The sequence below is a fragment of the Methanobacterium formicicum genome (genome assembly GCF_029848115.1).
Lineage (GTDB): Archaea > Methanobacteriota > Methanobacteria > Methanobacteriales > Methanobacteriaceae > Methanobacterium > Methanobacterium formicicum.
In genome coordinates this window covers 22,013-42,500 of the sequence record NZ_JARVXG010000055.1, presented here as the reverse complement: position 1 = coordinate 42,500, position 20,488 = coordinate 22,013, and the positions used below count along the sequence as shown (strand labels likewise).

Genomic DNA, 20,488 nt, shown 5'->3' with positions numbered 1-20,488 from the left:
TCTTTTTTTATTTAAGAGGAAAGTGTCATCCATGAAGGCTATGTCCCTGATTTTATAGTGGTAATAGAGTTCCTCAATCTCATCAACCACATTTTGGGGACTGCGTGATCTGAATTTTTTACCCATAATCAGGGAAGAAGAACAGTACCCGCACGAAAAAACACAACCTCTACTGGTGATCATTCCCCCAGACTGGTCTTTGGAGACCCCGTAGGAATCAAAGGGAACTAGATGTCGGGCTGGTAAGGGTAAAGAATCCAGGTCTTTTATAAGTGGTCGTGGTTGTGTAACTTTGATATTTCCCTGCTCTGGATCATTGTAGGCAATTCCCGGAATATTGGAGATATCCTGGCTTCCTTTATCAATGTAATTACGGGCCAGATGAACCATAGTTTCCTCACCTTCCCCCAGTACCACCACATCGACAAGTGGATCTTTTAAAACTTCATTTGGCATAAAAGTAGGGTGAGGACCACCTATTACTGATAATACATTGGGTAAAACCTTTTTAATTAATTTTATATATTTCATGGCCGTTTTTATGGTGGAGGTGGTGGCAGTGAGGGCTATTATTTGGGGGTTAAGTTTGGCTGCTATCTGGGAAACTTTATGGTATCCCATCTGCAGCAGGTCATCGTCAATTATTTTCACTGAAAAGGAAGCATGTTCCAGTGATGATGCCAGGTACATCAAATTTAGAGGAGGGGTAATGAACCCCAGACCATTTTTAACCGCATTTTCATCATAAGGGTTTATGAGGATAACATCCATATTATCAGCCCGCATATTTTAGATCAATTAAAATTCTTCCATCAGCTAGTTCTTGAGCACCCTTTGGAAGTCCTTTTTTAATCTCCAACCATTGGGTGAAATTGTTAACACAACCGGGATCCGGGGCCAGCACGTCACCAAAATAGTTATAGGCCCTGGCCCGGCACCCTCCACAGATATTCCTGGATTTGCACCCACCACAATGACCTTTGAGGATATTTTTATTCCTGAATTTATCCAGAAGTTCGTGGTGCTGCCACAGATCATTGAAATCATCAGAGAGAATGTTTCCCAGGCATACCTCCTCGTCATGAGGGAAGAACACACAGGGAAAGATATCTCCATTGGGTTCAATGCTCAGATAGAACCGTCCGGCACCACAACCCCCAATAAAATCAGCAAGTTTTTTTAAAGTGTTACTGGTATATTCCGGGTTGTAAAAATGGGTGGGAATTACTTTGGTTTGAGATGAGACCATAGATTCCGCAATAGTAGCATATTGAGGGGCTGTGGATAAAACCTGCATGTCCCCCCTGTTATTTTCATGATAAGCATTTTCTAACAATTCCTGCCTTTTTTCAGGAGAAATATCACTGTTTACAATTTTGCGGCCATTCCCCGTGGGTATAAAATTGTACAACATGAACCACTGCACACCTAAATCTCTTACAAAATCCATCATCTGAGGTATTTCCTGGTAGTTGTATTCAGTGACAGTGGTGGCAACCTCCACAAAAAAACCAGCATCAACACAGTGGGAAATAGCTTGAACTGCTTTATCCCAGGCACCACTAACTCCCCTAAATGAATCATGGGTTCGGGAGCTAAGACCATCCAGGCTAATCTGCACAAATTCCAGGCCAGAATCTTCAAATTTACGGGTAACATCCTGCCGGGAGAGCAGATATCCATTGGTGGCCATGGCAACAAACAATCCCTGATCCTTGGCATGCTTAATGAAATCATGGATATGAGGATGCAGGGTGGGTTCACCTCCAGATAAAGCAACGGAAGTTACTCCGGCTTCTGAAAGAATGTCTAAACCATTTAATACTTGGCCAGAGTTGAGTTCATCTTTACCGGGTTTGCCGGCATTTTCGTAACAGTGCTCACATTTCATATTGCACCGGCGGGTGATGTTCCACACCACCTGAAAGGGTGCCCCGGGTACAAAGGGTTTTTGAACACCGAATAGTGCTATGCCCTTAAGTACACTGCTTAAACCCTTTACCCAGTAGGGATCTTCCATTATCTGCTTGAACTCTGATTCTGAAACTCCGAAGTTTGCAATTCCTTTTTTTACCAGGTGAGATATGATCTTGGATAATATGGTGCATTTTAGGCAGGCATTTTCCCGTTGCCCCAGCATGAGCTGCAATCCCACCTCAATAGAATTTGCTTCGTCCTTTTGGCAGTAGTTCATGGTTTTTTCCAGAAGTATTCTGGAAAGGGGGTGGTTGGCAATGGTCTCGAAGGTACCAATCATACCTTCCATATCCGAATTAACCAATTCCCCATCTTCAAGCCTGATTTTTCTTTCATTGGTCACTGTATACCCCCAGTTTTAACAAATAACCTACAAAAGACTTAGGAGGTGTAATGAGAAATTAAGTGCAAAATAATACTAAAGAATCCCAAGTTACTCACTACAATTATCCTTCCATATAATTTGGACAACATTCTTTATAAATTTTTTTATCATCCTGATCCCGAGGATGGTTTTCAGCTACTTGAAAAAAGAGTTATAACTATAAAAAACCCGTGCTATAATTTTCTGAGGGCTTCAGGGCATTTTTCTTATGCCTAATTTTATCCATGAGTTTTACCTTTTCATTAAACTCATGCTGGTATTGTTTTTGAAAATTTTTCCACAGCTCAGGGTTATCAAAGGTTTGTTTATCTGGGGGGATGGTTCTAATAGTAGGTTTACTTAACAACATTCCCAGTTGATTTTCAGATTTAGGGAGCCTGTTTCCAGATTGATTCTGGGAACCTATCTGACCCACCATCTTTTTGAATTCATTCTTCCGCCGTGGGAATTCTAGAGCATTGATCATGTCCACCATGTAACCCCTAAATAATTGTAGGGGGTTCCTAATATATTAATTTATCTAATCACACCTCTCCAGAAAACACTGGGCCATGTTGCGGGTCTTGGGACTTTTACTATCCACCTGGGATTTTATGAAATTTTCAATTAGTTCTTTATCCTCTGCTTCGGGGTAGATCTTACCCAGGGCTTCGATGGCATAGGCCTTGATGAGTTCCTTCTGTTTGCCCTGGTGAATCTCATCAATTCGCATGAGAGTATCAACGATCCGGGATTGTAGTTCTGGCTTGTTATGGGCAATCACACTTGAGTTTAAAGCCACATGGGATGCCGTCATGGCTTTATCCCCGGCAAGTATTCCGTAGTAATCATCGAATATTTCTTCAAACCGTTTATCCTTATCCACACTGGTTAAACTGGCCAGAATGTATATGGCAATATATTTATGGAAGTTGTTTGAACTGTGAAGCATTTCCTGGAAGAGGTCCCATTCAGGGTATAAAAATTCAGGATCTTCTTCTGACAGGAACTGCAGGGCCTTGAAACTGTTTTGCCGTACGTTATTATTCTTGGATAGTACACCCTCCTTCAGTTCACTGAATAGATCATCATTATTCAATGCTTCTCTGGCCAGTGCTTCAAAATCCATATTTTTCTCATCTAGATTTACCATACCCTCACCCGCGAATTTTATTTACCGTTTGTATAATTATTTACTGTATTGTATAGTTTAAGAAACCGGTAGATTCCGGTATGTTATTTAAGAACCTGCCGGTTATTTAAGAAACTCTTTAGCTTTAACTGCATGATAAGTTTTCCCTTGATAGTTGAAAGGACAGCTTATTGCACCACGGGGGCACAGGGAGGTACATCTTAAACAGTACTCGCAGTTGAAACCGTGCTCCGGAGTTTTACCTTCATCCATGGTTATGTTATGCACCGGGCACAGTTTTACACATATACCACAACTTTTGCATTCTGCTTCATCTGTCTTCAGGTGCAGTAGTTTCTGATTCACACTGGATTCTGTTATCTTAAGACCGGCCAGGGAGGTGTAATAAACAGTCCGGGAAAATATAGATGATTTATCCCATTGTGAATTACCAGTGCATAGTTCACCGGCATATTGCTCTGCCCTGATGAGTCCCCTCTGGACCTTCTCCTTAGAGGTTTCCTCATCCTCAATGTAGAATATGTTAGGGGGCATGACTATTTTTCTGGCCCCTATTGGGTGGTAGCCCTTCTTCTTAACTATTTCATGCACCGGACCCACAATACCTCCGGATATTCCAGCCAGGGTGTCCACCATGAAGATCTCCGTGTTCTGGTCTGTTTCGGGCAGCCCCCGGATGAAGTTCCACACAAAATTGTAGGTGGACAGCTCGGCAATGGGGAATCCTAACCCAATGGTATGGTTCAAGTTGATATTATCCGGTTTTGATCTTTCCATGGGGTGTAAATTCACCGGAATTCCTTTTTCCGTGAAAACATCCCTCATTTTCTGCACCACTAGCAAAGTGTTTCCAGTTCCCGAGAAGTAGTAAAAGTCAATTACATCTTTAACCATTTTCAAACCCCCTAAACAATCCACTAATATTTAACATAAGGTCCATCTCCTCTTTAACAATTAATTATCAGATTTATGACTTAATAATCAAGAGTTGATATCAAATCAGATACTATTTTCACTTTTCAATGGGTTTAATGAATTTTTCTTCAAAATCCTGGAGTACTTCTTCCAGATTTAGGGTGTTGTCAAATATCATGTAACTTAGGATACCATCCAGGGCCGCCATCAGGGTCAGGGCACTGGTCCTTACTGGGTGTGGTTTGAATTCTCCCATCTCCACTCCCCGGGTGAATATGGCTTCCAGAAATGACCGGTAATCTGCGGTGTATTCCTGGTAGTAGGTCAATAGTTCTGGTTTTTCCAGTATCTTGGCAATGGAGAGAAATAGAAATGCAGTTTCCCGGGGGTGTTCCAGCCAGTAGCATATGTAGTTTTCAATGTAGTACAGAATTCCCTCTCGAACTGAATCGCATTCCAGAGCGGCCTTCATTAAGTCCTCTACCTTTTCACTGATCTTGTCATTGGCCGATATCAGTACCATATCTTTGCTGGAAAAGTAATGGTAAAGCCCTCCTTTACTCATCCCTGCCCGGCGGGCAATGGCATCCATTGTAGTATTCTCATAACCTTTTTCCAGGAAAACATCTATAGCTGCCTGGGTTATTTCATTTATCCTTTCTTCCCTGGGTTTTCGGGGGACCATGGTAACCTCCTACAAACCGACCGTCGGTTTGTAATTTTTTTTGGATTTCATACCATATAAACCTATTCCAGATAAACACTCATTGAAAAGGAAGTAAACTACATTAAACGGAATAAAATTATCGAAAAATGAAAAGTACTGCTATAAATTCAAACTCTCAAAAAATTCAAACTCTTATTATTTAAAAAAATAGAAATCAAAAAAAGAATAAAAAAAAAATGTAGGGTCTTAACCTCCACCATCACACAGTTCCGAGCTCATGTCAACGTCTTTCAGGTCCTGTTTAATGCTTTCCACCTTCTTCCGGGTGGTTTCCCGTTCAGAATCTTCACTGGATTTTTTGGTCTTTCTCCGGGATTCTCGTGATTTGAGGCGATGGTACTCTTCATCATCCATGAGTTCCAGATAGCGGCTGTTGTACCATAACTGGGTGGTGTCCACCTTAGCCCATAATCCTTCATCATCACTGCGAAGGCCCAGAACTTCCCCCGCACTGCCCGTGCCCGTGTATCTTACATGGGACCCCACGGATATTTCTTTGTTTTTACTGTTAGCTGCTTCCATATTTTCACCCCCATCTTTAGATTATGATTGATTTTCGTGAATTTAGGAGTATTTCGTGAGTCTAGAAGAATATTTAGTTTACTTCCTAATATCCAGCCTTACTTTCTCTTTTTCAGTGTTTGATTGTGCTCTAGTCTCCAGTTCCGCTTTTTCAACATTTAAAATTAAGTAATCCCCCACTTCTTCAATATCGGCAGTTACTATTTCCAGATCTTTCCGGGTCAGGCCAAAATCACTGGTGGATATGATCATGCTGGTAATAATACCTTCCTTTGGTTTTATAACCATGTCCACCACTTTACCTATTTCATTGGCCTTTTTATCCAGAACTCTTCTCCCAAAAAAGTCACTCACTTTCATTTAAACACCAGTTTATACTCTATTTTTTGATGTATATAATAATTCCCCCTTTAAAAGGCTCACCTAATTTCTGGATGGGTTTAAAGCACTAAAACCAGTTCCCTTCATCTACAGTAAAGCCCCTTGGTTGCCCTCTGCACCGGCAATTTAAACACTTCTAAAACCAAATAATAGAATGGGTGGAATTAAACTATACCTATACTTCAGAATATACGGTGACTGTATAACTTCATAATTATCTAAAGATATTACAGGAATATTAAGGATAAATACCAGATAACTATTAAAAAATTTATATTCATATGCAATTTGGAGAAAAAGAAATGGAAAAAGCCGGAAGATCCATAATCGAGGATATATTGGAAGGGAAAATAAAAAACCGGAAGGATCTGGAAAAGGCCAAATTCAGGGTGTGCCGGGAACACCAGCTGGACCGGTTTCCCCGCAACTCGGAAATACTGCAAACGGCCCGGGAAGATGAAAAAGAGATTGTTATCCCTATTTTAAAAAAGAAACCCACCAGGACCATTTCCGGTGTTGCGGTGGTGGCCGTGATGTGCCCTCCACATAAATGCCCCCATGGAAGGTGTCTCTACTGTCCGGAGAGCACCATAGCCCCTCCCAGTTACACTGGAGAAGAACCTGCTGCCCTGAGGGCCCGGATGTACGATTTCAACCCCTATAAACAGGTTTATAATCGCTTGCAGCAGTTGGAAAGTATTGGCCACCCCTTAGATAAGGTGGAGCTTATAATAATGGGAGGTACCTTCCCCTCCAGATTTTTATGCTTCCAGGAATGGTTCATTACCCGTTGCCTGCAGGCCCTGACTGATTTTGGAGTTAAAGAGTATAACCTGAACTCCAGTGATGAATACACTGGAGGTAATTGTGGAGGATTCCTTTATCTTAAGGATGCCCAGCTAGCCAATGAAAATTCCAGTGTGCGCTGTGTGGGCCTGACCTTCGAAACCCGGCCGGATTACTCCCAGAGGGAAGATGTGGACCGGATGCTGGACATGGGCGTTACCCGGGTGGAGCTAGGGGTGCAGACCCTTTATAACTTCATTTATCACCGAGTACGTCGTGGGCACCGGGTGCAGGACACGGTAGAAGCCACACGGATTTTAAAGGATTCTGGTATTAAAGTGGCTATGCACATGATGCCCGGCCTATTCAGTGGCCCTGAGAGGGATTTACGAATGTTCAAGAGGTTGTTTTCCGATGAACAGTTCAAACCAGATATGCTGAAGATCTATCCCTGCCTGGTAACCGAAGGCTCCCAACTCCACGAACTATGGAAAAAAGGAGAATACACTCCTTACTCCAGTGAGGAAGCAGTTCAGCTAATAGTGGAGGTTAAAAAGATACTGCCCAAGTGGGTGCGTACCATGCGTATCCAGAGGGATATTCCCTCCCAACTCATAGAAGCCGGGGTCCAGAAATCCAACCTGGGTGAACTGGTTTACAACCAACTTAAAAGGGAAAAAGTTCAGTGCCAGTGCATCCGTTGCCGGGAAGTGGGGCACCAGGCCGCCCAGGGAACCCACACCCAGAAAGAAAACATTAAACTGCTGGTGGAAAAGTACCGTGCCAGTCAGGGAGAAGAGTTGTTCCTGTCCCATGAGGATACCAAGGCCGACGTTCTTCTCGGGTTTTTAAGACTGCGCATGCCCTCTGAGCATGCCCACCGTCCCGAAATTAATGATAACAGTGCTTTAGTGCGTGAATTACATGTTTACGGCCCCATGATGCCATTGGGTGAAAGAACAGATGAACTATGGCAGCACCGTGGTTACGGTGAAGAGTTACTTAAAAAAGCTGAAGAGATCAGCCGGGAAGAATATGATAAAAGGGAAATACTCATTATCAGCGGGATTGGGGTTCGTAACTATTACCGCAAATTTGGTTATGAAAGGAAAGGCCCCTATATGGCTAAAAAATTGGCTTAAAGTATAATTGGAAGTTTGTGAATTGTTTGTAATTGAATTATTTAAAAAATAAAACATTTGGAGGGATTTGATTATGATATCCATTGAAGAACTGGCGGGAATGATTGACCATACCAATGTACAGCGTGATGCCACCGAGGCAGATATTGAACTGCTCTGTCAAGAAGCAGATTACTATGACTTCAGCTGTGCCTGTGTAACACCCACCCAGGCCTCACTGGCCAGTGAACTCCTGGAAATGTCAGATACTGGGGTTTGTGTGGTAATAGGATTCCCCTTCGGAGTTCAAACACCCCATGCCAAGGCTTTTGAAGCAGAAGAGGCAGTGGCCAATGGTGCCTCTGAACTGGACATGGTCCTGAACATTGGTGCCCTTAAATCAGGACAGTACCCCTTGGTACAGGCAGATATTGCTGCAGTGGTGGGGGCTGCCCGGGGACATGTGGTGAAGGTTATACTGGAAACTGGACTGTTAACCCGGGATGAGAAGATCACGGCCTGTCAACTGGCCCGGGAGGCTGGAGCCCACTACGTGAAAACTTCCACTGGATTTGGAGTGAGCGGGGCCACAGTAGAAGATGTTAGACTGATGCGTGAAGCAGTAGGTATGGAAATGGGAGTTAAAGCTGCGGGTGGTATCCGGGATCTGGAAACTGCCCTGGCCATGATCGATGCGGGGGCCAGTAAAATCGGGACCTCCACCGGTGTGCAGATCATGGAAGAACTGCTGAAACAGGGCGAAAGTGAGGAGGATGTTTTAGGCCCCATTTGATGATGAAAACCCTATTTGATGGAAAAAAGCCCATTAATAAGATAAACACCCTTTTTGATGGAAAAGGGCCCCTCTAATGGGAAAAACTTGAAAGATTTTTGGCATACTGACCGGGACATACTAAAATTAGTAGGTGAGTTCAATGGAGACTGGAATTGAAATTGAAATACTGAAAAAAGGAACCGTGAAAGTAGTTCTGGATGATCGAAACCCTTCAACTGCCCAAAAATTGTATGAAAACCTTCCCCTGGAGGGTGCAGCCCAGTTGTGGTTGGAAGAAATTTTCTTCCCCATACCCCTGGAACACGAATACGAAAATCCCTCACCCTCATCAGATAAAGGGGATGTGTCCTACTGGCCACCGGGCCAAGCCTTCTGCATATTCTTCGGTGATTCCCAGCCTGCTTCTGATGTGAATCATATTGGAAAAGTTGTTGAAGGTTTGGAGATAATGAAAAGTGTTGAAGAGGGTGATTGGGTGGTTATAAAACGTTTATTTTAACAAATCCCCTTATTTGGCATTTTTACTAGATTATAACTGTCTACTAGATTATAACTGCCGGATATTCTTATAAAGAGTATCCCTCTCGGCAGGAATACGATCCAAGTCCCTTATTATTCTCTGCAATTCCTCCGGGGGTGTGTAAACCCCGTGTTGTGCTCCGGCAGAACGTGAAATGTTTTCCTCACCCAGTGTTCCTCCTAGATCATTACACCCTGCAGTTAAACATACCTGGGCAAATTTGAATCCCAGTTTCACCCAGGAAACCTGGATATTTTTGAGTAAATCTCCGAACATCAATCGGGCTACGGCATAGAGTTTTAAATCTTCAGTACCGGTGGTTCCGGGGATGGATATTCCCTGTTTATAAAGGGGTGCATTGTAGTGCATGAAAGTTAGGGGCACGAATTCTGTGAACCCCTTAGTTTTTTTCTGGATGTTTCTGAGGATCTCCAGGTGTTCCACCCGGTGCTCGGTACTTTCCACATGGCCGTACATCATGGTGCAGGTGGTGGGCACACCAGTCTGGTGGGCGGTTTCAATGACCTCCACCCACTGGGAGGTGGTGAGTTTACCCGGGCAGATCACCTTCCGGACATCATCGTTGAGGATTTCCGCTGCAGTCCCGGGCATGGACCCCAATCCCGCGTCTTTTAACATCTTCAAAGTTTCTTCTAAAGTCAGTTCCGCCTGTGATGCTCCATAAAAGATTTCCATGGGGGAAAATGCGTGTATATGCATATCCGGGATTTCTTCCTTAATACCGAGGAGTATTTTTTCATAGAAATAGGCATCCACATCCGGGTGTAGTCCCCCCTGGATACAAACTTCTACTGCACCATCATCCCAGGCAGTTTTGGTCCTCTGTACTATTTCATCCACATCCAGGAAGTAAGCCCCTTCCTGTCCCGGGTCTTTACGGAAGGCACAGAACCCACAGGTACCAGTGCAAATATCGGTGAAGTTGATGTTCCAATTTTTAATATAGGTAACCTCATCACCAACTAATTCCTGTCTTCGCCGATCCGCTGCACGAATAAGTGCCTGATATTCATCACCAGTAGTTTCAATAAGCTTAAGTGCTTCCTCGCGGGAAATCGACTTCTCTAATGCCTTATTTAGTATCTCTTCTATGGTGGGTTCAATGTCCGGTGTCTTATTCATGGGAATTCCTATGGGTGTATGTACCCTTTAAAGTTTTGGTAGGTTGATGATCACACTTGGGGGGTGTGCATGTTAAGTACCATGGCTGATTATTGCATGAAAACCGATATCTTTAAATATTATAGAGTCATAGCTAAATTAGGAGGTGAAAATATGGCTGAATTACCAATTGCTCCAGTTGGAAGAATCATAAAAAACGCTGGTGCTCAAAGGATAAGCGATGATGCAAAGGAGGCTTTAGCCAAAGCTCTGGAAGAAAATGGCGAAGAGCTAGCTAAAAAAGCCGTAGAACTTGCAAAACACGCTGGAAGGAAGACTGTCAAAGCCGAAGACATCGAAATGGCCGTCAAATCCGCTTAAGTTTTTTTAATTCTTATTTTTCTTATTTTTTAAGATAGTATTAACTCGATACCCATCTACAATTTAGAATGATTTTATAATGGGACTTCCTGTTGCTGATTTTAAGTGAAACCTTTGTTCAATTTAAAATCTTGGAAAAATATAAACCATCTACTTCTTATAGAATCTCCACTTAATATAACCCATAATTAAGGATCTATAGGTGAAAAAATGAGTACCATAAATAATCTAAAGGAAGCATTTGCCGGTGAATCTCAAGCTAACCGTAAATACTTAGCTTATGCCAAAAAAGCTGATGAAGAAGGATATCCACAGGTGGCCAAACTCTTCCGAGCAGCTGCTGAAGCTGAAACTGTCCACGCCCATAACCATTTACTGGTAATGGAAGGGATTGGTAGCACTGCCCAGAACCTGGAAGATGCCATCAATGGTGAAAAGGAAGAATTCGAAGAAATGTATCCCGAGTTCATTGAAGAAGCCAAATCTAAAGATGATAAAAAAGCAGTTTGGACCTTTGATGTGGCTAACCAGGTGGAAGAGATCCACGCCGGACTCTACCAAAAGGCACTGGAAGCTCTGGGAGAAAATAAAGATGTGGACTACTATGTCTGCAGATACTGTGGTAACACTGTGGAAGATGATACACCGGATGTGTGCCCGGTCTGCGGAGCAAAGAAATCTGATTTCTTTAAGGTAGACTAATTTTTAAGAGTAAGTATAACTATTTTATCTAACTATTTTTCCTTTTTTAGAATAACTACCTTTTTCATCCCGTAAAAATCTTTAATCATCCCTTCTTTTTAATCATCTTCTTCCGGTTGTTGGAAGGTTATCTTAAAAGTGGTTCCCTGATCCTTTTCCAACTTCAGCTCACCACTTATTTGCTGGGTAAGGCTATTAATCAACTGTAACCCCAGAGAATCTGATTTTTCAAAGTCAAAGTCGGGAGGGAATCCCACACCAGTATCACTGACTTCCAGCACACACTGGTCGGCATGTTCCTTGAATTTAACCCCTATTTCACCACTATTGCCCTCGGGGAAGGCGTGTTTCATGGAATTGGAGATTAACTCATTTACCATCAAACCCAGGGGGATGGCGATGTTTATGTCGATCATCACATCCTCCACATCCATTTCCAGTTTGATCCGGGAAGGATCTGCCACGTAGGTCCTAAAGAGATCCCGGGCCAGTTTACGTATGTAATCCCCAAAATTGATATGTTTCAGATCCGCGGACCGGTACAGTCTTTCGTGGATCATGGCCATGGACTGGGCCCTTTCCTGGCTTTGCTTGAACATGGCCTTGGCTTCTTCATCCTTTATGTAACGTGATTGTAGATTAAGGAGACTTGAAATCACCATCAGGTTGTTTTTCACCCGGTGATATATCTCTTTCATTAGCATTTCCTTATCCTGGAGGGCCTGCTCCAGTTTAAGTTGGGTTTCTTTGATTTCAGTGATATCCCGGGATATAACCTGTACACTGTGAATCTGGTTATCTCTTCCGTAAATGGGCTGCAGGCTGGTACTGAACCATTGATCCTTATCACCGTAGGGGACAAACATCTCCATATCCACCCCCTCTTCGGTGTTTATTACCCTTCTTATTAAATCAATCTGTTTTTCAGCAATTTCCGGGGGGAAAAAATCTCTCAGTGAACGCCCCAGGAGATCAGCTGGTTCTTCGCCCATACTATGTGCTCCAGCCTTGTTGGCCATTAAGAAGATACCATTTTCATCATACAGGGAAATGGGATCACTGGCGGACTCCACCAGGGTTCGGTACTTCGCCTCACTTTCACGTAGGGCGTCTTCTGCATTTTTCTGGTTGGTTATATCCCGACTGTTACAAATAAATCCAGTTACCTGTCCCTCATCATCATAAATTGGGGTTCCCGTGGTGCCCAGCCACACATAACTACCGTCAGCCCTCAGGTAACGATATTGTACTGATTGTGTCATGCATTTACCCCGGGCATCCTGCATGCAGGAGGTGACCCGGGAACGATCATCAGGGTGCACTCCCTCTAACATTGATTTTCCAAGTAGATCCGGTGGTTGGTAACCAAGCACGGATTTGACCGAGGGACTGACATAGATGTAAACACCATCAATACTGGCCTGACATATGATATCCGCCATGTTGGCGGTGATCATGGATAGTTGGGCTTCACTCCGGGCAAGGGCTTCTTCAGATGCCTTTTCCCGAGTTATGTCCCGCGCTATGGCGGATAATCCTATTATATTTCCGGTTTTATCCTTTATGGGAGAAATAATTAGGGAGATATCGATTAATTGCCCGGCTTTGGTCACCCTTTTAGTTTCGTAGTGGTCAATTATTTCACCCTTAGCAATGGTATCCAGTATTTCCCGGTATTCACTGGAATCCTCAGGGAACAGTAGGGAATATGATTTTCCCATAGTTTCCTTTGCAGAATAACCATAGGTTTGCTCTGCTCCTTTATTCCAGCTTAAAATATTCCCTTCCAAATTAACGCCAATGATTGACTCTGCAGAACCTTCTACAATTGCAGAGAGAATAGAACGTGTTTTTTCTGCATTTTTACGATAGCTTATATCCCTAATAATGGAGGTGGTGAATAATTCACCTTCCCCTTCCCAGTTGGTGATTGATATTTCAAAGGGGAATTCTTTACCATCTTTCCTAAGACCCGCTGACTCAAAGGTCCCTACCTGGCGTTTACCGGTTTTATGGAATTCTTTCATTTTCTGGTCATAGCTGTCCCTCAGCCGGGGGGGAATGAACGTCTTAACGGATTTGCCAATAACTTCTTCCTCTGAATATTGAAACATTTTCTGGAAGCTCTCATTAACAAAAACCACGTTACCCTCCAGGTTAGTGGTGATAATTCCATCAATAGCGGATTCAACTACTGAACGGAAACTTTCTTCACTGGTCTTTAGCTTGATCTGTGATTTTTCTATTCTTTCACTTAAAATCACGGTTATTATACTAACTATGATAAAAATTACTGATCTGAAAATGTCGTCGTAAAAGTAATCAATTTGCAGTGGACTGATGTAACTAGTGAATATTAGCATCCCTGCCAGGAAAAATGTGACCCACAATCCCTTCCTTTTCCACCAGGCTGCCGCCAGTATTATGGGGATATAGAAGAAGTGGGTGAAAAGAACTCCTGATCTTAAAACAAAATGGAAATAATAGGTTAAAACGCAGGATAACAGGATTAAAGTTAAAATTACAAAGGTTTCATAGTAAGATTTGGGTTGATTCAAGTTCAATTTCAATTGCAGGCCCTCCGAAACTGAATCAATTGATTGATTATTTATTTTATAAAAAGAAGCATAAATGATTTTCTTAAAAAAGCAGGAATAATTCCCTTAAAATGGTATTGGCTTTTCTTAAGATTTTTATTCCTTCGGTGTTGAAATAGCGCCCTGATTGAACTTCCAGAACCCCCTTGAAATAAATTTTATTCACAGTGGTTTAACCATGGCCATATACGTTTCTAATTCTTCGGGTTCATCGTATTCTTCCAGGGGGAAAATGTACTTCATTTCTCCTTCAACCACTACCACTGCCACGGGAAATACTGAGTAGGACTCTGAATCCTGATGTTTCCAGTGAAAAATCTTGATGATGGGATAAAAAACCCTTTCATCTATTTTTAATGATTTTCCAACCTTTATTTCCTGATTTATTTTCATGTAAATCACTGGCGTACTTCTTTAATTAATTCCCGTACTGGTTTTTTGGTGTAAGCCCGTATTGCCTCCACCACTATCCCCATGAGTCTTATATTAACATCCATCTGGAAATTGCCATCCAGAACTCTTCTCTGGAAATCAGGATTTATATTAACATCAATCCGGGTAAGGGCGTTTAGTGGATAGGTGAATGACCAGATATACCCGGTGAAGAGGGCTGTGTCGGCGGGACTTTCCATTCCCAGGTTCATGTTTACAGAGAACTTCTCAATGGTCACCGCATTATAAATAGAGGTCATCAAACCATAAATATAAGGTAAAGATTCTTTGAATAATTTTAATATCTTTAAAATACGTTCTAAGGAAAATTTGTCTTTTTTTTCAGCCTTTTCTTCCTTTTCTTCCTTTTTTTCTTTTTCATCGGTTTTATCTTCCGGTATTTTCCTGGAAAAAAGAGGTATGCCCAAGAATCTTAGAGTGAACTTACCTTCAGTTTCATTTCCCTGTTTATTCAGATATAACGATAGTTTAAGGGGAATCAAAAGAAAAGACAATAAAATAAGCACCAGAATAAGTATTATGATGCTTATTATAGTGTATATCAAAATTTAACCTACTTTCAGGCTAATAAATTTCAGGGTCAATTGTGCAAATTATAATTTCTTTGAAATTTTTCATCAAAATTTTTTATCATACAGGAGGTTCACCCTTTTTTTCTTCAGTTTTTGCTTCTTCAGCTTTTTTAGTATGTTTTTTACCCATTCCCATTTTTCGGCCTTCAGCCATAACATCAACTATGGCATTGCTAACTTCACCAATTGCTCTGGTTAATGGATCTGGATTTTTTAAAGGCAACATTTTAACCCCTTCAGGTCCGCTCTGACCTTTGAAGACCACGACCATGGCCACTGGTTCTATGCCTGCACCACCGGCGGCAGCACCAAGGGAACCTCCTTCATTGGAAGTACCTTTTTGATCACCGATACCCGCTCCAAAGGCCATTCCCATTCGAGTGACGGGTATCATTACTTTGTCTTCACTTTCAATTACTTCGCCAATGACGTTTTCTATGTTTAGAACTTTCCGAATTTCTTCTACTGTAGTTTTTATAGGATCCTGAATATCCATTATTTCACCCCTACTCTATTTTAGTATATTTTGCTTGTTTTAGTGTATCTTATTTATTGCTCCTGAGGCATATACATTTTTCTTTAGTAATAAAATATTAATTTCCGCTGTAGACTTTTTTTAGAACTTTAAACCAAAGAGGGGAAAAGGTTAAATAGTAACACGACAAATGTTTGAATGCGGGCCCGTGGTCTAGGGGTATGATACCTCCCTGACACGGAGGTGATCACGAGTTCGAATCTCGTCGGGCCCATCATGCCGTGGTAGTTCAGTTGGGAGAACGCCAGACTGAAGATCTGGATGTCGCTGGTTCAAGTCCGGCCCACGGCACTCCCTTTAATTATCTATTTTTCGTTTCCAAAACAATATCAATTTTTTAATTTTAATTATAAATAAATTTATATTCCATGCTATTTTCATAAAATAATTGATTATAAGCCACTAATTAATCAGATAAGTTCCAATAGTTCAAAAAAAAATAGGGTAGATTCTCTCAAGAGCAGTGGTTGGTTTGTGTTTCCCGTTATTGGTTTGTGTTTCCCCATAGGGACGGTAAATATATTTAAAAATCAATCGATTCCAGAGGCTTTATCGATAAAAAAAAATCCCTTTATCAGATAAATAACCCCAAAAGGACTATTGAAACTAAAATAAAAGTTACACCGGCAAATATACCCACGGGTTTTAATTTTTCACGGGGACTGGTTCGGTATATATCCTTAGCAGAAGTTAATATCTGCCCACATTCACTACAAAATGCGCTGTTTATTGTATTTTCATTACCACAGTATTGACATGTTATATTAGGGTACTGGAGTTCAAGTAATGTTTCTTCCTCCATTAAATAGAGCTTACCACCACAGTGACATAATTCAAAGTCATCGAGGGGTTCATCTTCCTCCAGGGTGTAGTACCCTCCACAATTTTCACATACTAAATACTTCATAACTATCGAATTCTGTTTATTATAAGAATATAATATAATGGTTTGTTATGGGGTTAAAAACCACGTTTATTATAAATAAAAAGAATTAATGGACAAAAATGTAATTAATAGATAAAATCATCATTTAATTGAGAATAATGGACAATGCTAAGGATAATCTTTTAGTTAGACTAAATTTATAATCCAAAATAATAGTGGGCATTATGATAAATAACAGTACCCGGTAACAGCGAAGTTAAATGTTGTGGCCGTATTCCGGTTATGTTTTACGAAAAATCCTCCAAGATAATGGTAGAAGTGGAAGGTTATACTCCATTAAAATGGGGATTCCTTGCCCCTGAAAGGGGATCCCCATTTTTATCCTTTATTTTAATGTTCTTCCCCTCTCAGATAGGTACTCTTGTACTGGGTTATTTCCACATCCTGGAAAGTTCCTAGCTGGGCTTCTCCAACCACCACTGTTTTATAGGAATTGGAACGTCCCAGGTAGCCACCTTTACTTCCTTTATCAGTTATGAGTATTTTTTGCCGGGTTTTTAGTAGTTTCTTATTTTTTTCTAAGGCTATCTCTGATTTGAGATCATTTAAGGAACTGGAACGTTTTTTCATAGTGTGGTGGTCTATTTCCGGAAGTAAGGATGACTTGGTACCCGGCCGATGATGGTATTTGGAGATGTGCAGGAAATCGGGACGTATTTCCTGGATGAGGTTCAGGGTGTCCTGAAAATCATCCTCCTTCTCAGTAGGGTAGCCTACAATGATATCCGTTGCCAGGGACAGGGAGGGTATCTGTGATTTAAAATATCTTACCAGTTCCAGATATTCCTCTACAGTGTGTCCCCGGTTCATATCCGCGAGAACCTGATTACTACCACTCTGTACTGGAAGGTGTAGGAACTTGTAAACCTTCTCACTTCTTAAAGCTTGGGCAATATCCCCCAAGTGTTCCTGAATGTTCCCGGGATGCATCATTCCCACTCTTATGCGAAAATCACCTTTAATGGAGGCTATTTCATTAATTAAATCAGCTAAGGTTTCTCCGGTATCCTTACCAAAGGCGGCAGTGTCCTGGGCAGTGATCTGGATTTCCACACAACCTTCAGCTACAGCCTGTTCTGCGTCCTTCTTTAAAAGTGATATAGGATAGCTCTGCAGTTTACCCCGTGCAAATCTGGTGCAGCAGTAACTGCATTTACCCAGACATCCCTCACAAATCTGGAGTATGTGAACCCGGGGATTGGACCGTTTTCGGGGAAGGCCGGTTTTAATATCACATCCTTGACCTTTTTCCCTTAAGACATTCCCTTCCATAGCAGCTTCCACTATTTCCAGAGTTGAATTGATCCGGCGCGCTCCGATCCATCCTGCTTCGGGTGCCAGTTTTTCCAGCTTCCGGGGATGGATGTCCACCATACACCCCGCAATTAAAAGTTTCTTTTCCGGGAACTGGGACTGTATCTTTTTAATATGATTAGTTATTTTCTGTTCCGTGGGTTGTTTAACGTAACAGGTGTTTATAATAATTACATCCGCATTTTCAGGGGATTTTACAATTATTCCCCCGTTTTTCTCCAGTAAACCAGCCATTATCTCTGAATCTGCCTGGTTAAAGGTACAACCAAAGGTTTCCATATAGATTTTCATGTTAATCCTGATTAATTTTTATCTGTGGTGTGATCTGTCAATTTATCGGTGTGCGTGATCTGTCAAAATGTTAGTTTCCAGAAATTTAATTCTTTTATATTTTAGCTAAATTAACTTTACAGTATAATATTACCAAATTTATAGAAATTCCAAACGTATCTCCTGATAAATAGTAAAAACCAAAGTAAAGGCGTTAATATTCTAAAATATCCTATTTTCACGACTTCTAATCTTCAGGCCAGCCATGTTCCCCAATCATGGGGACAAAGACAACCCCTCCCAGGTTTTTGGTCTGGTATTCATCCTCTGAAACTCGGACCATTGATATCAAGTCCTGGAAGTAGTCAGAGCCCATGGGTACAATCAGTTTTCCCCCAATTTTAAGTTGTTCTTTAAGGGGTTCGGGGATTTTTGGTGCACTGGCCGTTCCATAAATCCTATCGTAGGGGGCTTTTTCAGGGTATCCACGGGTTCCATCCCCTTCGATGACCGTCACTACTCCTGAATAGCCCGTTTTTTCCAGGTTCTCCCTGGCCTTTGCTGCCAGTTCCGGGATCCTTTCCACGGTGTAGATGTGGCCTTTCCTGCCCACTACTTCCGCCACCACCGCTGCGTTGTATCCCCATCCCGTTCCAATCTCCAGGATGTTCATACCCCCCTCCAGATCCAATCTCTCGGCAATGATCGCTACCATATGGGGTGCAGATATGGTCTGGCCTTTCCCAATGGGAAAGGGGCGATCAGCATAGGCCTGATAAACAGTACCCTGTGGCATGAATTGCTCTCGAGGAACCTTAAGCATGGCATTTTTAACTTTTTGGCTTTTAATATATCCCTGATTAAAGAGTTTATCCACCAGTGTTTTTCTTTTATCCTTCAATTTACATCACCATTCCCTAATTTAAGTACTCAGGAAACAGTCGTATAATGCAAATATGATCTCCTCTAATTCTTAGAGGTTTATCTTTCTAAGTTTAGGGCACCTGCTCTTCTTCCACTACTTCCACAATTTTTGAGCTTAAATCATACTTGAATTTATCTTTACCATCGGCAGGTCTTCCGTAAATCCTTTTTATTTGGTCAGCGGTGGCTCCTCCCTTTCGAATCTTGGAAGTGATGGTTTTCATGGATTTTATACGGAAAACTGCCTTTCCCATTTTCACTACATCCCCCACATTAAACTGGAAATCCCTATCCACTTCCACCTTCTTGGACAGTATCCAGCCATGGTTATCAATGGATATTCCCACCCGGGCCGGGCCGGAAAGGGATGTGGCCCAGATAGTTACCAGTTCTGAGACCGGGCTTTTGGAAACTCGGCCTCCCCTGACGTTTTCCAGGGAGGTGATCTCCGCTTCCTCACCATCCACCACCAGCACTTCACCAACTTCCAGAACTTCATCCGGATAGATTTTAATGGTTTTTTTAAGGGATTCTTCAAATTTACTGATGATCACCCGGCATTCTACCATCTTAGGAATGATCACTGTTTCTCGGTAGGTGTTTCCACATTCATTACACTTTAAAAGAACTTCTTTGGTATTTTTACCCTTAGTTTTAAGTATTTCATAAGATTCAGAGTCACAAACTGGACATTTCATTTTTTTCATCCTCACTTTTAAAAAATAAGATCTAGTAAGATTGATTAGAATTTTTATGTTTTTTGAGCTTTATAAATATAAATTAGGATTATAGTTACTAAGAAGGTGAATTTTAATTAATTTTAATAATCAGGAAAAGTGGAATTTGATCCGGAAGTGAAATTTAGAAAAAAGAAATATTTAAATATTTTTCTTCTTCAGGTGGTGTTTCACCAGCCCCCCATTTTTGAGTATTCCCAGCATGAAATCATGGAAGGGCTGTATAGTATAACTTTTTCCCGTGCTTATATTCTGGATTGTTCCTTCTGCCAGGTTTATATTAAGTTCTTCCCCTTCTTCGGCTTCTATATCTGCCACTATTACCGGTAGACCTACATTTATAGCATTACGGTAGAATATGCGTGCAAAGGATTTGGCGACAATGGCATCAACACCGGCGTGTTTTAAGGCCACCGGAGCCTGTTCCCGTGATGAACCGCAACCGAAGTTCCAGCCGGCCACAATTACATCTCCCTTTTGCACATTTTTGGCAAATTCAGGGTTTTCACCTTCCATTACATGGCTGGCTAGCTCATCTAGACTGAAGGTTCTCAAATATCTTCCAGGTATTATAACATCAGTGTCTATACTGTCCCGGAACTTCCAAACTTTACCCTTTATCTCTGTTTTCATGGTACCAAAATAAATTTTGTTGTTTTACACAAAGTTGAAC

The 20,488-nt window shown here is 41.7% G+C and carries 23 protein-coding genes and 2 tRNA genes (1 of these 25 only partly in view); 7 read left to right on the top strand and 18 right to left on the bottom strand.

Annotated features, from left to right (window positions below):
* The 8 genes from QC759_RS09300 to QC759_RS09265 form a co-directional block, all read right to left on the bottom strand.
* Window positions 1–771 carry the 5' portion of a B12-binding domain-containing radical SAM protein gene (locus QC759_RS09300; RefSeq protein ID WP_048073513.1) on the bottom strand. It extends 669 nt beyond the left edge of the window, so the window shows 771 of its 1,440 coding nt (coding positions 1–771); its start codon is at window positions 769–771; its stop codon lies beyond the left edge, outside the window.
* A 4-nt stretch (window positions 772–775) separates the two neighbouring features.
* The gene (locus QC759_RS09295) at window positions 776–2,320 is read right to left on the bottom strand and encodes a radical SAM/SPASM domain-containing protein (protein ID WP_279845610.1); all 1,545 of its coding nucleotides are present in this window, start codon (window positions 2,318–2,320) and stop codon (window positions 776–778) included.
* A 199-nt stretch (window positions 2,321–2,519) separates the two neighbouring features.
* Window positions 2,520–2,837 carry a hypothetical protein gene (locus QC759_RS09290; protein WP_048073514.1) on the bottom strand — a complete coding sequence of 106 codons (318 nt, stop codon included), beginning with the start codon at window positions 2,835–2,837 and terminating at the stop codon, window positions 2,520–2,522.
* Window positions 2,838–2,882: 45 nt separating this feature from the next.
* On the bottom strand, window positions 2,883–3,494 hold the full coding sequence (locus QC759_RS09285; RefSeq protein WP_048073515.1) for a hypothetical protein: 612 nt from the start codon (window positions 3,492–3,494) through the stop codon (window positions 2,883–2,885).
* Window positions 3,495–3,596: 102 nt separating this feature from the next.
* Window positions 3,597–4,388 (bottom strand): EFR1 family ferrodoxin, encoded by a 792-nt coding sequence (locus QC759_RS09280; RefSeq protein WP_048073516.1) that lies wholly within the window; start codon window positions 4,386–4,388, stop codon window positions 3,597–3,599.
* 118 nt (window positions 4,389–4,506) lie between these two features.
* Window positions 4,507–5,094, bottom strand: coding sequence for a TetR/AcrR family transcriptional regulator (locus tag QC759_RS09275; protein ID WP_048073517.1), 588 nt, complete (start codon window positions 5,092–5,094; stop codon window positions 4,507–4,509).
* A gap of 228 nt (window positions 5,095–5,322) precedes the next feature.
* Complete coding sequence (locus QC759_RS09270; protein WP_048073518.1) at window positions 5,323–5,658, bottom strand: DUF2098 domain-containing protein; 336 nt, start codon at window positions 5,656–5,658, stop codon at window positions 5,323–5,325.
* Between the two features lie 78 nt (window positions 5,659–5,736).
* A complete protein-coding gene (locus QC759_RS09265) occupies window positions 5,737–6,018 on the bottom strand; it encodes a PRC-barrel domain-containing protein (RefSeq protein ID WP_048073519.1) in 282 nt (93 codons plus the stop codon).
* A gap of 323 nt (window positions 6,019–6,341) precedes the next feature.
* Here QC759_RS09265 and QC759_RS09260 point away from each other — a divergent pair, with 323 nt between their 5' ends.
* From QC759_RS09260 to QC759_RS09250, 3 genes are all read left to right on the top strand, one after another.
* Window positions 6,342–7,967, top strand: coding sequence for a tRNA uridine(34) 5-carboxymethylaminomethyl modification radical SAM/GNAT enzyme Elp3 (locus QC759_RS09260; protein ID WP_048073520.1), 1,626 nt, complete (start codon window positions 6,342–6,344; stop codon window positions 7,965–7,967).
* A gap of 73 nt (window positions 7,968–8,040) precedes the next feature.
* Window positions 8,041–8,739: a deoxyribose-phosphate aldolase gene (deoC, locus tag QC759_RS09255; protein WP_048073521.1), complete on the top strand. Its 699-nt coding sequence runs from the start codon at window positions 8,041–8,043 to the stop codon at window positions 8,737–8,739.
* 142 nt (window positions 8,740–8,881) lie between these two features.
* A complete protein-coding gene (locus QC759_RS09250) occupies window positions 8,882–9,241 on the top strand; it encodes a cyclophilin-like fold protein (protein WP_048073522.1) in 360 nt (119 codons plus the stop codon).
* Window positions 9,242–9,289: 48 nt separating this feature from the next.
* On the opposite strand, the gene cofH is transcribed toward QC759_RS09250, so the two are convergent.
* Entirely contained in the window at window positions 9,290–10,405 is a 1,116-nt protein-coding gene (cofH, locus tag QC759_RS09245; protein WP_048073523.1) for a 5-amino-6-(D-ribitylamino)uracil--L-tyrosine 4-hydroxyphenyl transferase CofH, read from the bottom strand.
* Between the two features lie 153 nt (window positions 10,406–10,558).
* Between cofH and hfoA2 the strand changes: the two genes are divergently transcribed.
* Both hfoA2 and QC759_RS09235 read left to right on the top strand, forming a co-directional pair.
* Window positions 10,559–10,765, top strand: coding sequence for a histone HfoA2 (hfoA2, locus tag QC759_RS09240; protein ID WP_004031856.1), 207 nt, complete (start codon window positions 10,559–10,561; stop codon window positions 10,763–10,765).
* Window positions 10,766–10,975: 210 nt separating this feature from the next.
* A complete protein-coding gene (locus QC759_RS09235) occupies window positions 10,976–11,467 on the top strand; it encodes a rubrerythrin family protein (protein ID WP_048073524.1) in 492 nt (163 codons plus the stop codon).
* A 98-nt stretch (window positions 11,468–11,565) separates the two neighbouring features.
* Here the strand turns inward: QC759_RS09235 and QC759_RS09230 are convergent, their stop codons facing one another.
* The 4 genes from QC759_RS09230 to QC759_RS09215 form a co-directional block, all read right to left on the bottom strand.
* Window positions 11,566–14,037, bottom strand: coding sequence for a PAS domain S-box protein (locus QC759_RS09230; RefSeq protein WP_048073525.1), 2,472 nt, complete (start codon window positions 14,035–14,037; stop codon window positions 11,566–11,568).
* Between the two features lie 189 nt (window positions 14,038–14,226).
* Window positions 14,227–14,457: a hypothetical protein gene (locus QC759_RS09225; RefSeq protein WP_048073526.1), complete on the bottom strand. Its 231-nt coding sequence runs from the start codon at window positions 14,455–14,457 to the stop codon at window positions 14,227–14,229.
* A gap of 5 nt (window positions 14,458–14,462) precedes the next feature.
* Window positions 14,463–15,011, bottom strand: coding sequence for a DUF2953 domain-containing protein (locus QC759_RS09220; RefSeq protein WP_279845602.1), 549 nt, complete (start codon window positions 15,009–15,011; stop codon window positions 14,463–14,465).
* Between the two features lie 136 nt (window positions 15,012–15,147).
* Window positions 15,148–15,585, bottom strand: coding sequence for a GerW family sporulation protein (locus QC759_RS09215; protein ID WP_279845600.1), 438 nt, complete (start codon window positions 15,583–15,585; stop codon window positions 15,148–15,150).
* A 181-nt stretch (window positions 15,586–15,766) separates the two neighbouring features.
* Between QC759_RS09215 and QC759_RS09210 the strand changes: the two genes are divergently transcribed.
* Window positions 15,767–15,838: transfer RNA gene (locus QC759_RS09210), tRNA-Val, on the top strand.
* A gap of 4 nt (window positions 15,839–15,842) precedes the next feature.
* Window positions 15,843–15,915 (top strand) — tRNA-Phe (locus QC759_RS09205).
* Window positions 15,916–16,198: 283 nt separating this feature from the next.
* On the opposite strand, the gene QC759_RS09200 is transcribed toward QC759_RS09205, so the two are convergent.
* From QC759_RS09200 to hacB, 5 genes are all read right to left on the bottom strand, one after another.
* On the bottom strand, window positions 16,199–16,531 hold the full coding sequence (locus QC759_RS09200; RefSeq protein WP_048073529.1) for a zinc-ribbon domain-containing protein: 333 nt from the start codon (window positions 16,529–16,531) through the stop codon (window positions 16,199–16,201).
* Between the two features lie 369 nt (window positions 16,532–16,900).
* Window positions 16,901–18,175: a tRNA (N(6)-L-threonylcarbamoyladenosine(37)-C(2))-methylthiotransferase gene (locus tag QC759_RS09195; protein ID WP_048073530.1), complete on the bottom strand. Its 1,275-nt coding sequence runs from the start codon at window positions 18,173–18,175 to the stop codon at window positions 16,901–16,903.
* 226 nt (window positions 18,176–18,401) lie between these two features.
* Window positions 18,402–19,055 carry a protein-L-isoaspartate O-methyltransferase gene (locus QC759_RS09190; protein WP_048073531.1) on the bottom strand — a complete coding sequence of 218 codons (654 nt, stop codon included), beginning with the start codon at window positions 19,053–19,055 and terminating at the stop codon, window positions 18,402–18,404.
* A gap of 94 nt (window positions 19,056–19,149) precedes the next feature.
* The gene (locus QC759_RS09185) at window positions 19,150–19,776 is read right to left on the bottom strand and encodes an HVO_0476 family zinc finger protein (protein ID WP_048073532.1); all 627 of its coding nucleotides are present in this window, start codon (window positions 19,774–19,776) and stop codon (window positions 19,150–19,152) included.
* A gap of 180 nt (window positions 19,777–19,956) precedes the next feature.
* Window positions 19,957–20,448 carry a homoaconitase small subunit gene (gene hacB, locus QC759_RS09180; protein ID WP_048073533.1) on the bottom strand — a complete coding sequence of 164 codons (492 nt, stop codon included), beginning with the start codon at window positions 20,446–20,448 and terminating at the stop codon, window positions 19,957–19,959.
* Window positions 20,449–20,488 lie beyond the last annotated feature (40 nt).

What these genes read in the sequence shown, in the direction of transcription:
- QC759_RS09270 (WP_048073518.1), bottom strand. Translation starts at nt 5,658, where the DNA reads ATGGAAGCAGCTAACAGTAAAAACAAAGAAATATCCGTGGGGTCCCAT.
- QC759_RS09235 (WP_048073524.1), top strand. Translation starts at nt 10,976, where the DNA reads ATGAGTACCATAAATAATCTAAAGGAAGCATTTGCCGGTGAATCTCAA.
- hfoA2 (WP_004031856.1), top strand. Translation starts at nt 10,559, where the DNA reads ATGGCTGAATTACCAATTGCTCCAGTTGGAAGAATCATAAAAAACGCT.
- QC759_RS09250 (WP_048073522.1), top strand. Translation starts at nt 8,882, where the DNA reads ATGGAGACTGGAATTGAAATTGAAATACTGAAAAAAGGAACCGTGAAA.
- QC759_RS09285 (WP_048073515.1), bottom strand. Translation starts at nt 3,494, where the DNA reads ATGGTAAATCTAGATGAGAAAAATATGGATTTTGAAGCACTGGCCAGA.
- QC759_RS09265 (WP_048073519.1), bottom strand. Translation starts at nt 6,018, where the DNA reads ATGAAAGTGAGTGACTTTTTTGGGAGAAGAGTTCTGGATAAAAAGGCC.
- deoC (WP_048073521.1), top strand. Translation starts at nt 8,041, where the DNA reads ATGATATCCATTGAAGAACTGGCGGGAATGATTGACCATACCAATGTA.
- QC759_RS09275 (WP_048073517.1), bottom strand. Translation starts at nt 5,094, where the DNA reads ATGGTCCCCCGAAAACCCAGGGAAGAAAGGATAAATGAAATAACCCAG.
- hacB (WP_048073533.1), bottom strand. Translation starts at nt 20,448, where the DNA reads ATGAAAACAGAGATAAAGGGTAAAGTTTGGAAGTTCCGGGACAGTATA.
- QC759_RS09225 (WP_048073526.1), bottom strand. Translation starts at nt 14,457, where the DNA reads ATGAAAATAAATCAGGAAATAAAGGTTGGAAAATCATTAAAAATAGAT.
- QC759_RS09280 (WP_048073516.1), bottom strand. Translation starts at nt 4,388, where the DNA reads ATGGTTAAAGATGTAATTGACTTTTACTACTTCTCGGGAACTGGAAAC.
- QC759_RS09195 (WP_048073530.1), bottom strand. Translation starts at nt 18,175, where the DNA reads ATGAAAATCTATATGGAAACCTTTGGTTGTACCTTTAACCAGGCAGAT.
- cofH (WP_048073523.1), bottom strand. Translation starts at nt 10,405, where the DNA reads ATGAATAAGACACCGGACATTGAACCCACCATAGAAGAGATACTAAAT.
- QC759_RS09185 (WP_048073532.1), bottom strand. Translation starts at nt 19,776, where the DNA reads ATGAAATGTCCAGTTTGTGACTCTGAATCTTATGAAATACTTAAAACT.
- QC759_RS09215 (WP_279845600.1), bottom strand. Translation starts at nt 15,585, where the DNA reads ATGGATATTCAGGATCCTATAAAAACTACAGTAGAAGAAATTCGGAAA.
- QC759_RS09290 (WP_048073514.1), bottom strand. Translation starts at nt 2,837, where the DNA reads ATGGTGGACATGATCAATGCTCTAGAATTCCCACGGCGGAAGAATGAA.
- QC759_RS09260 (WP_048073520.1), top strand. Translation starts at nt 6,342, where the DNA reads ATGGAAAAAGCCGGAAGATCCATAATCGAGGATATATTGGAAGGGAAA.
- QC759_RS09200 (WP_048073529.1), bottom strand. Translation starts at nt 16,531, where the DNA reads ATGAAGTATTTAGTATGTGAAAATTGTGGAGGGTACTACACCCTGGAG.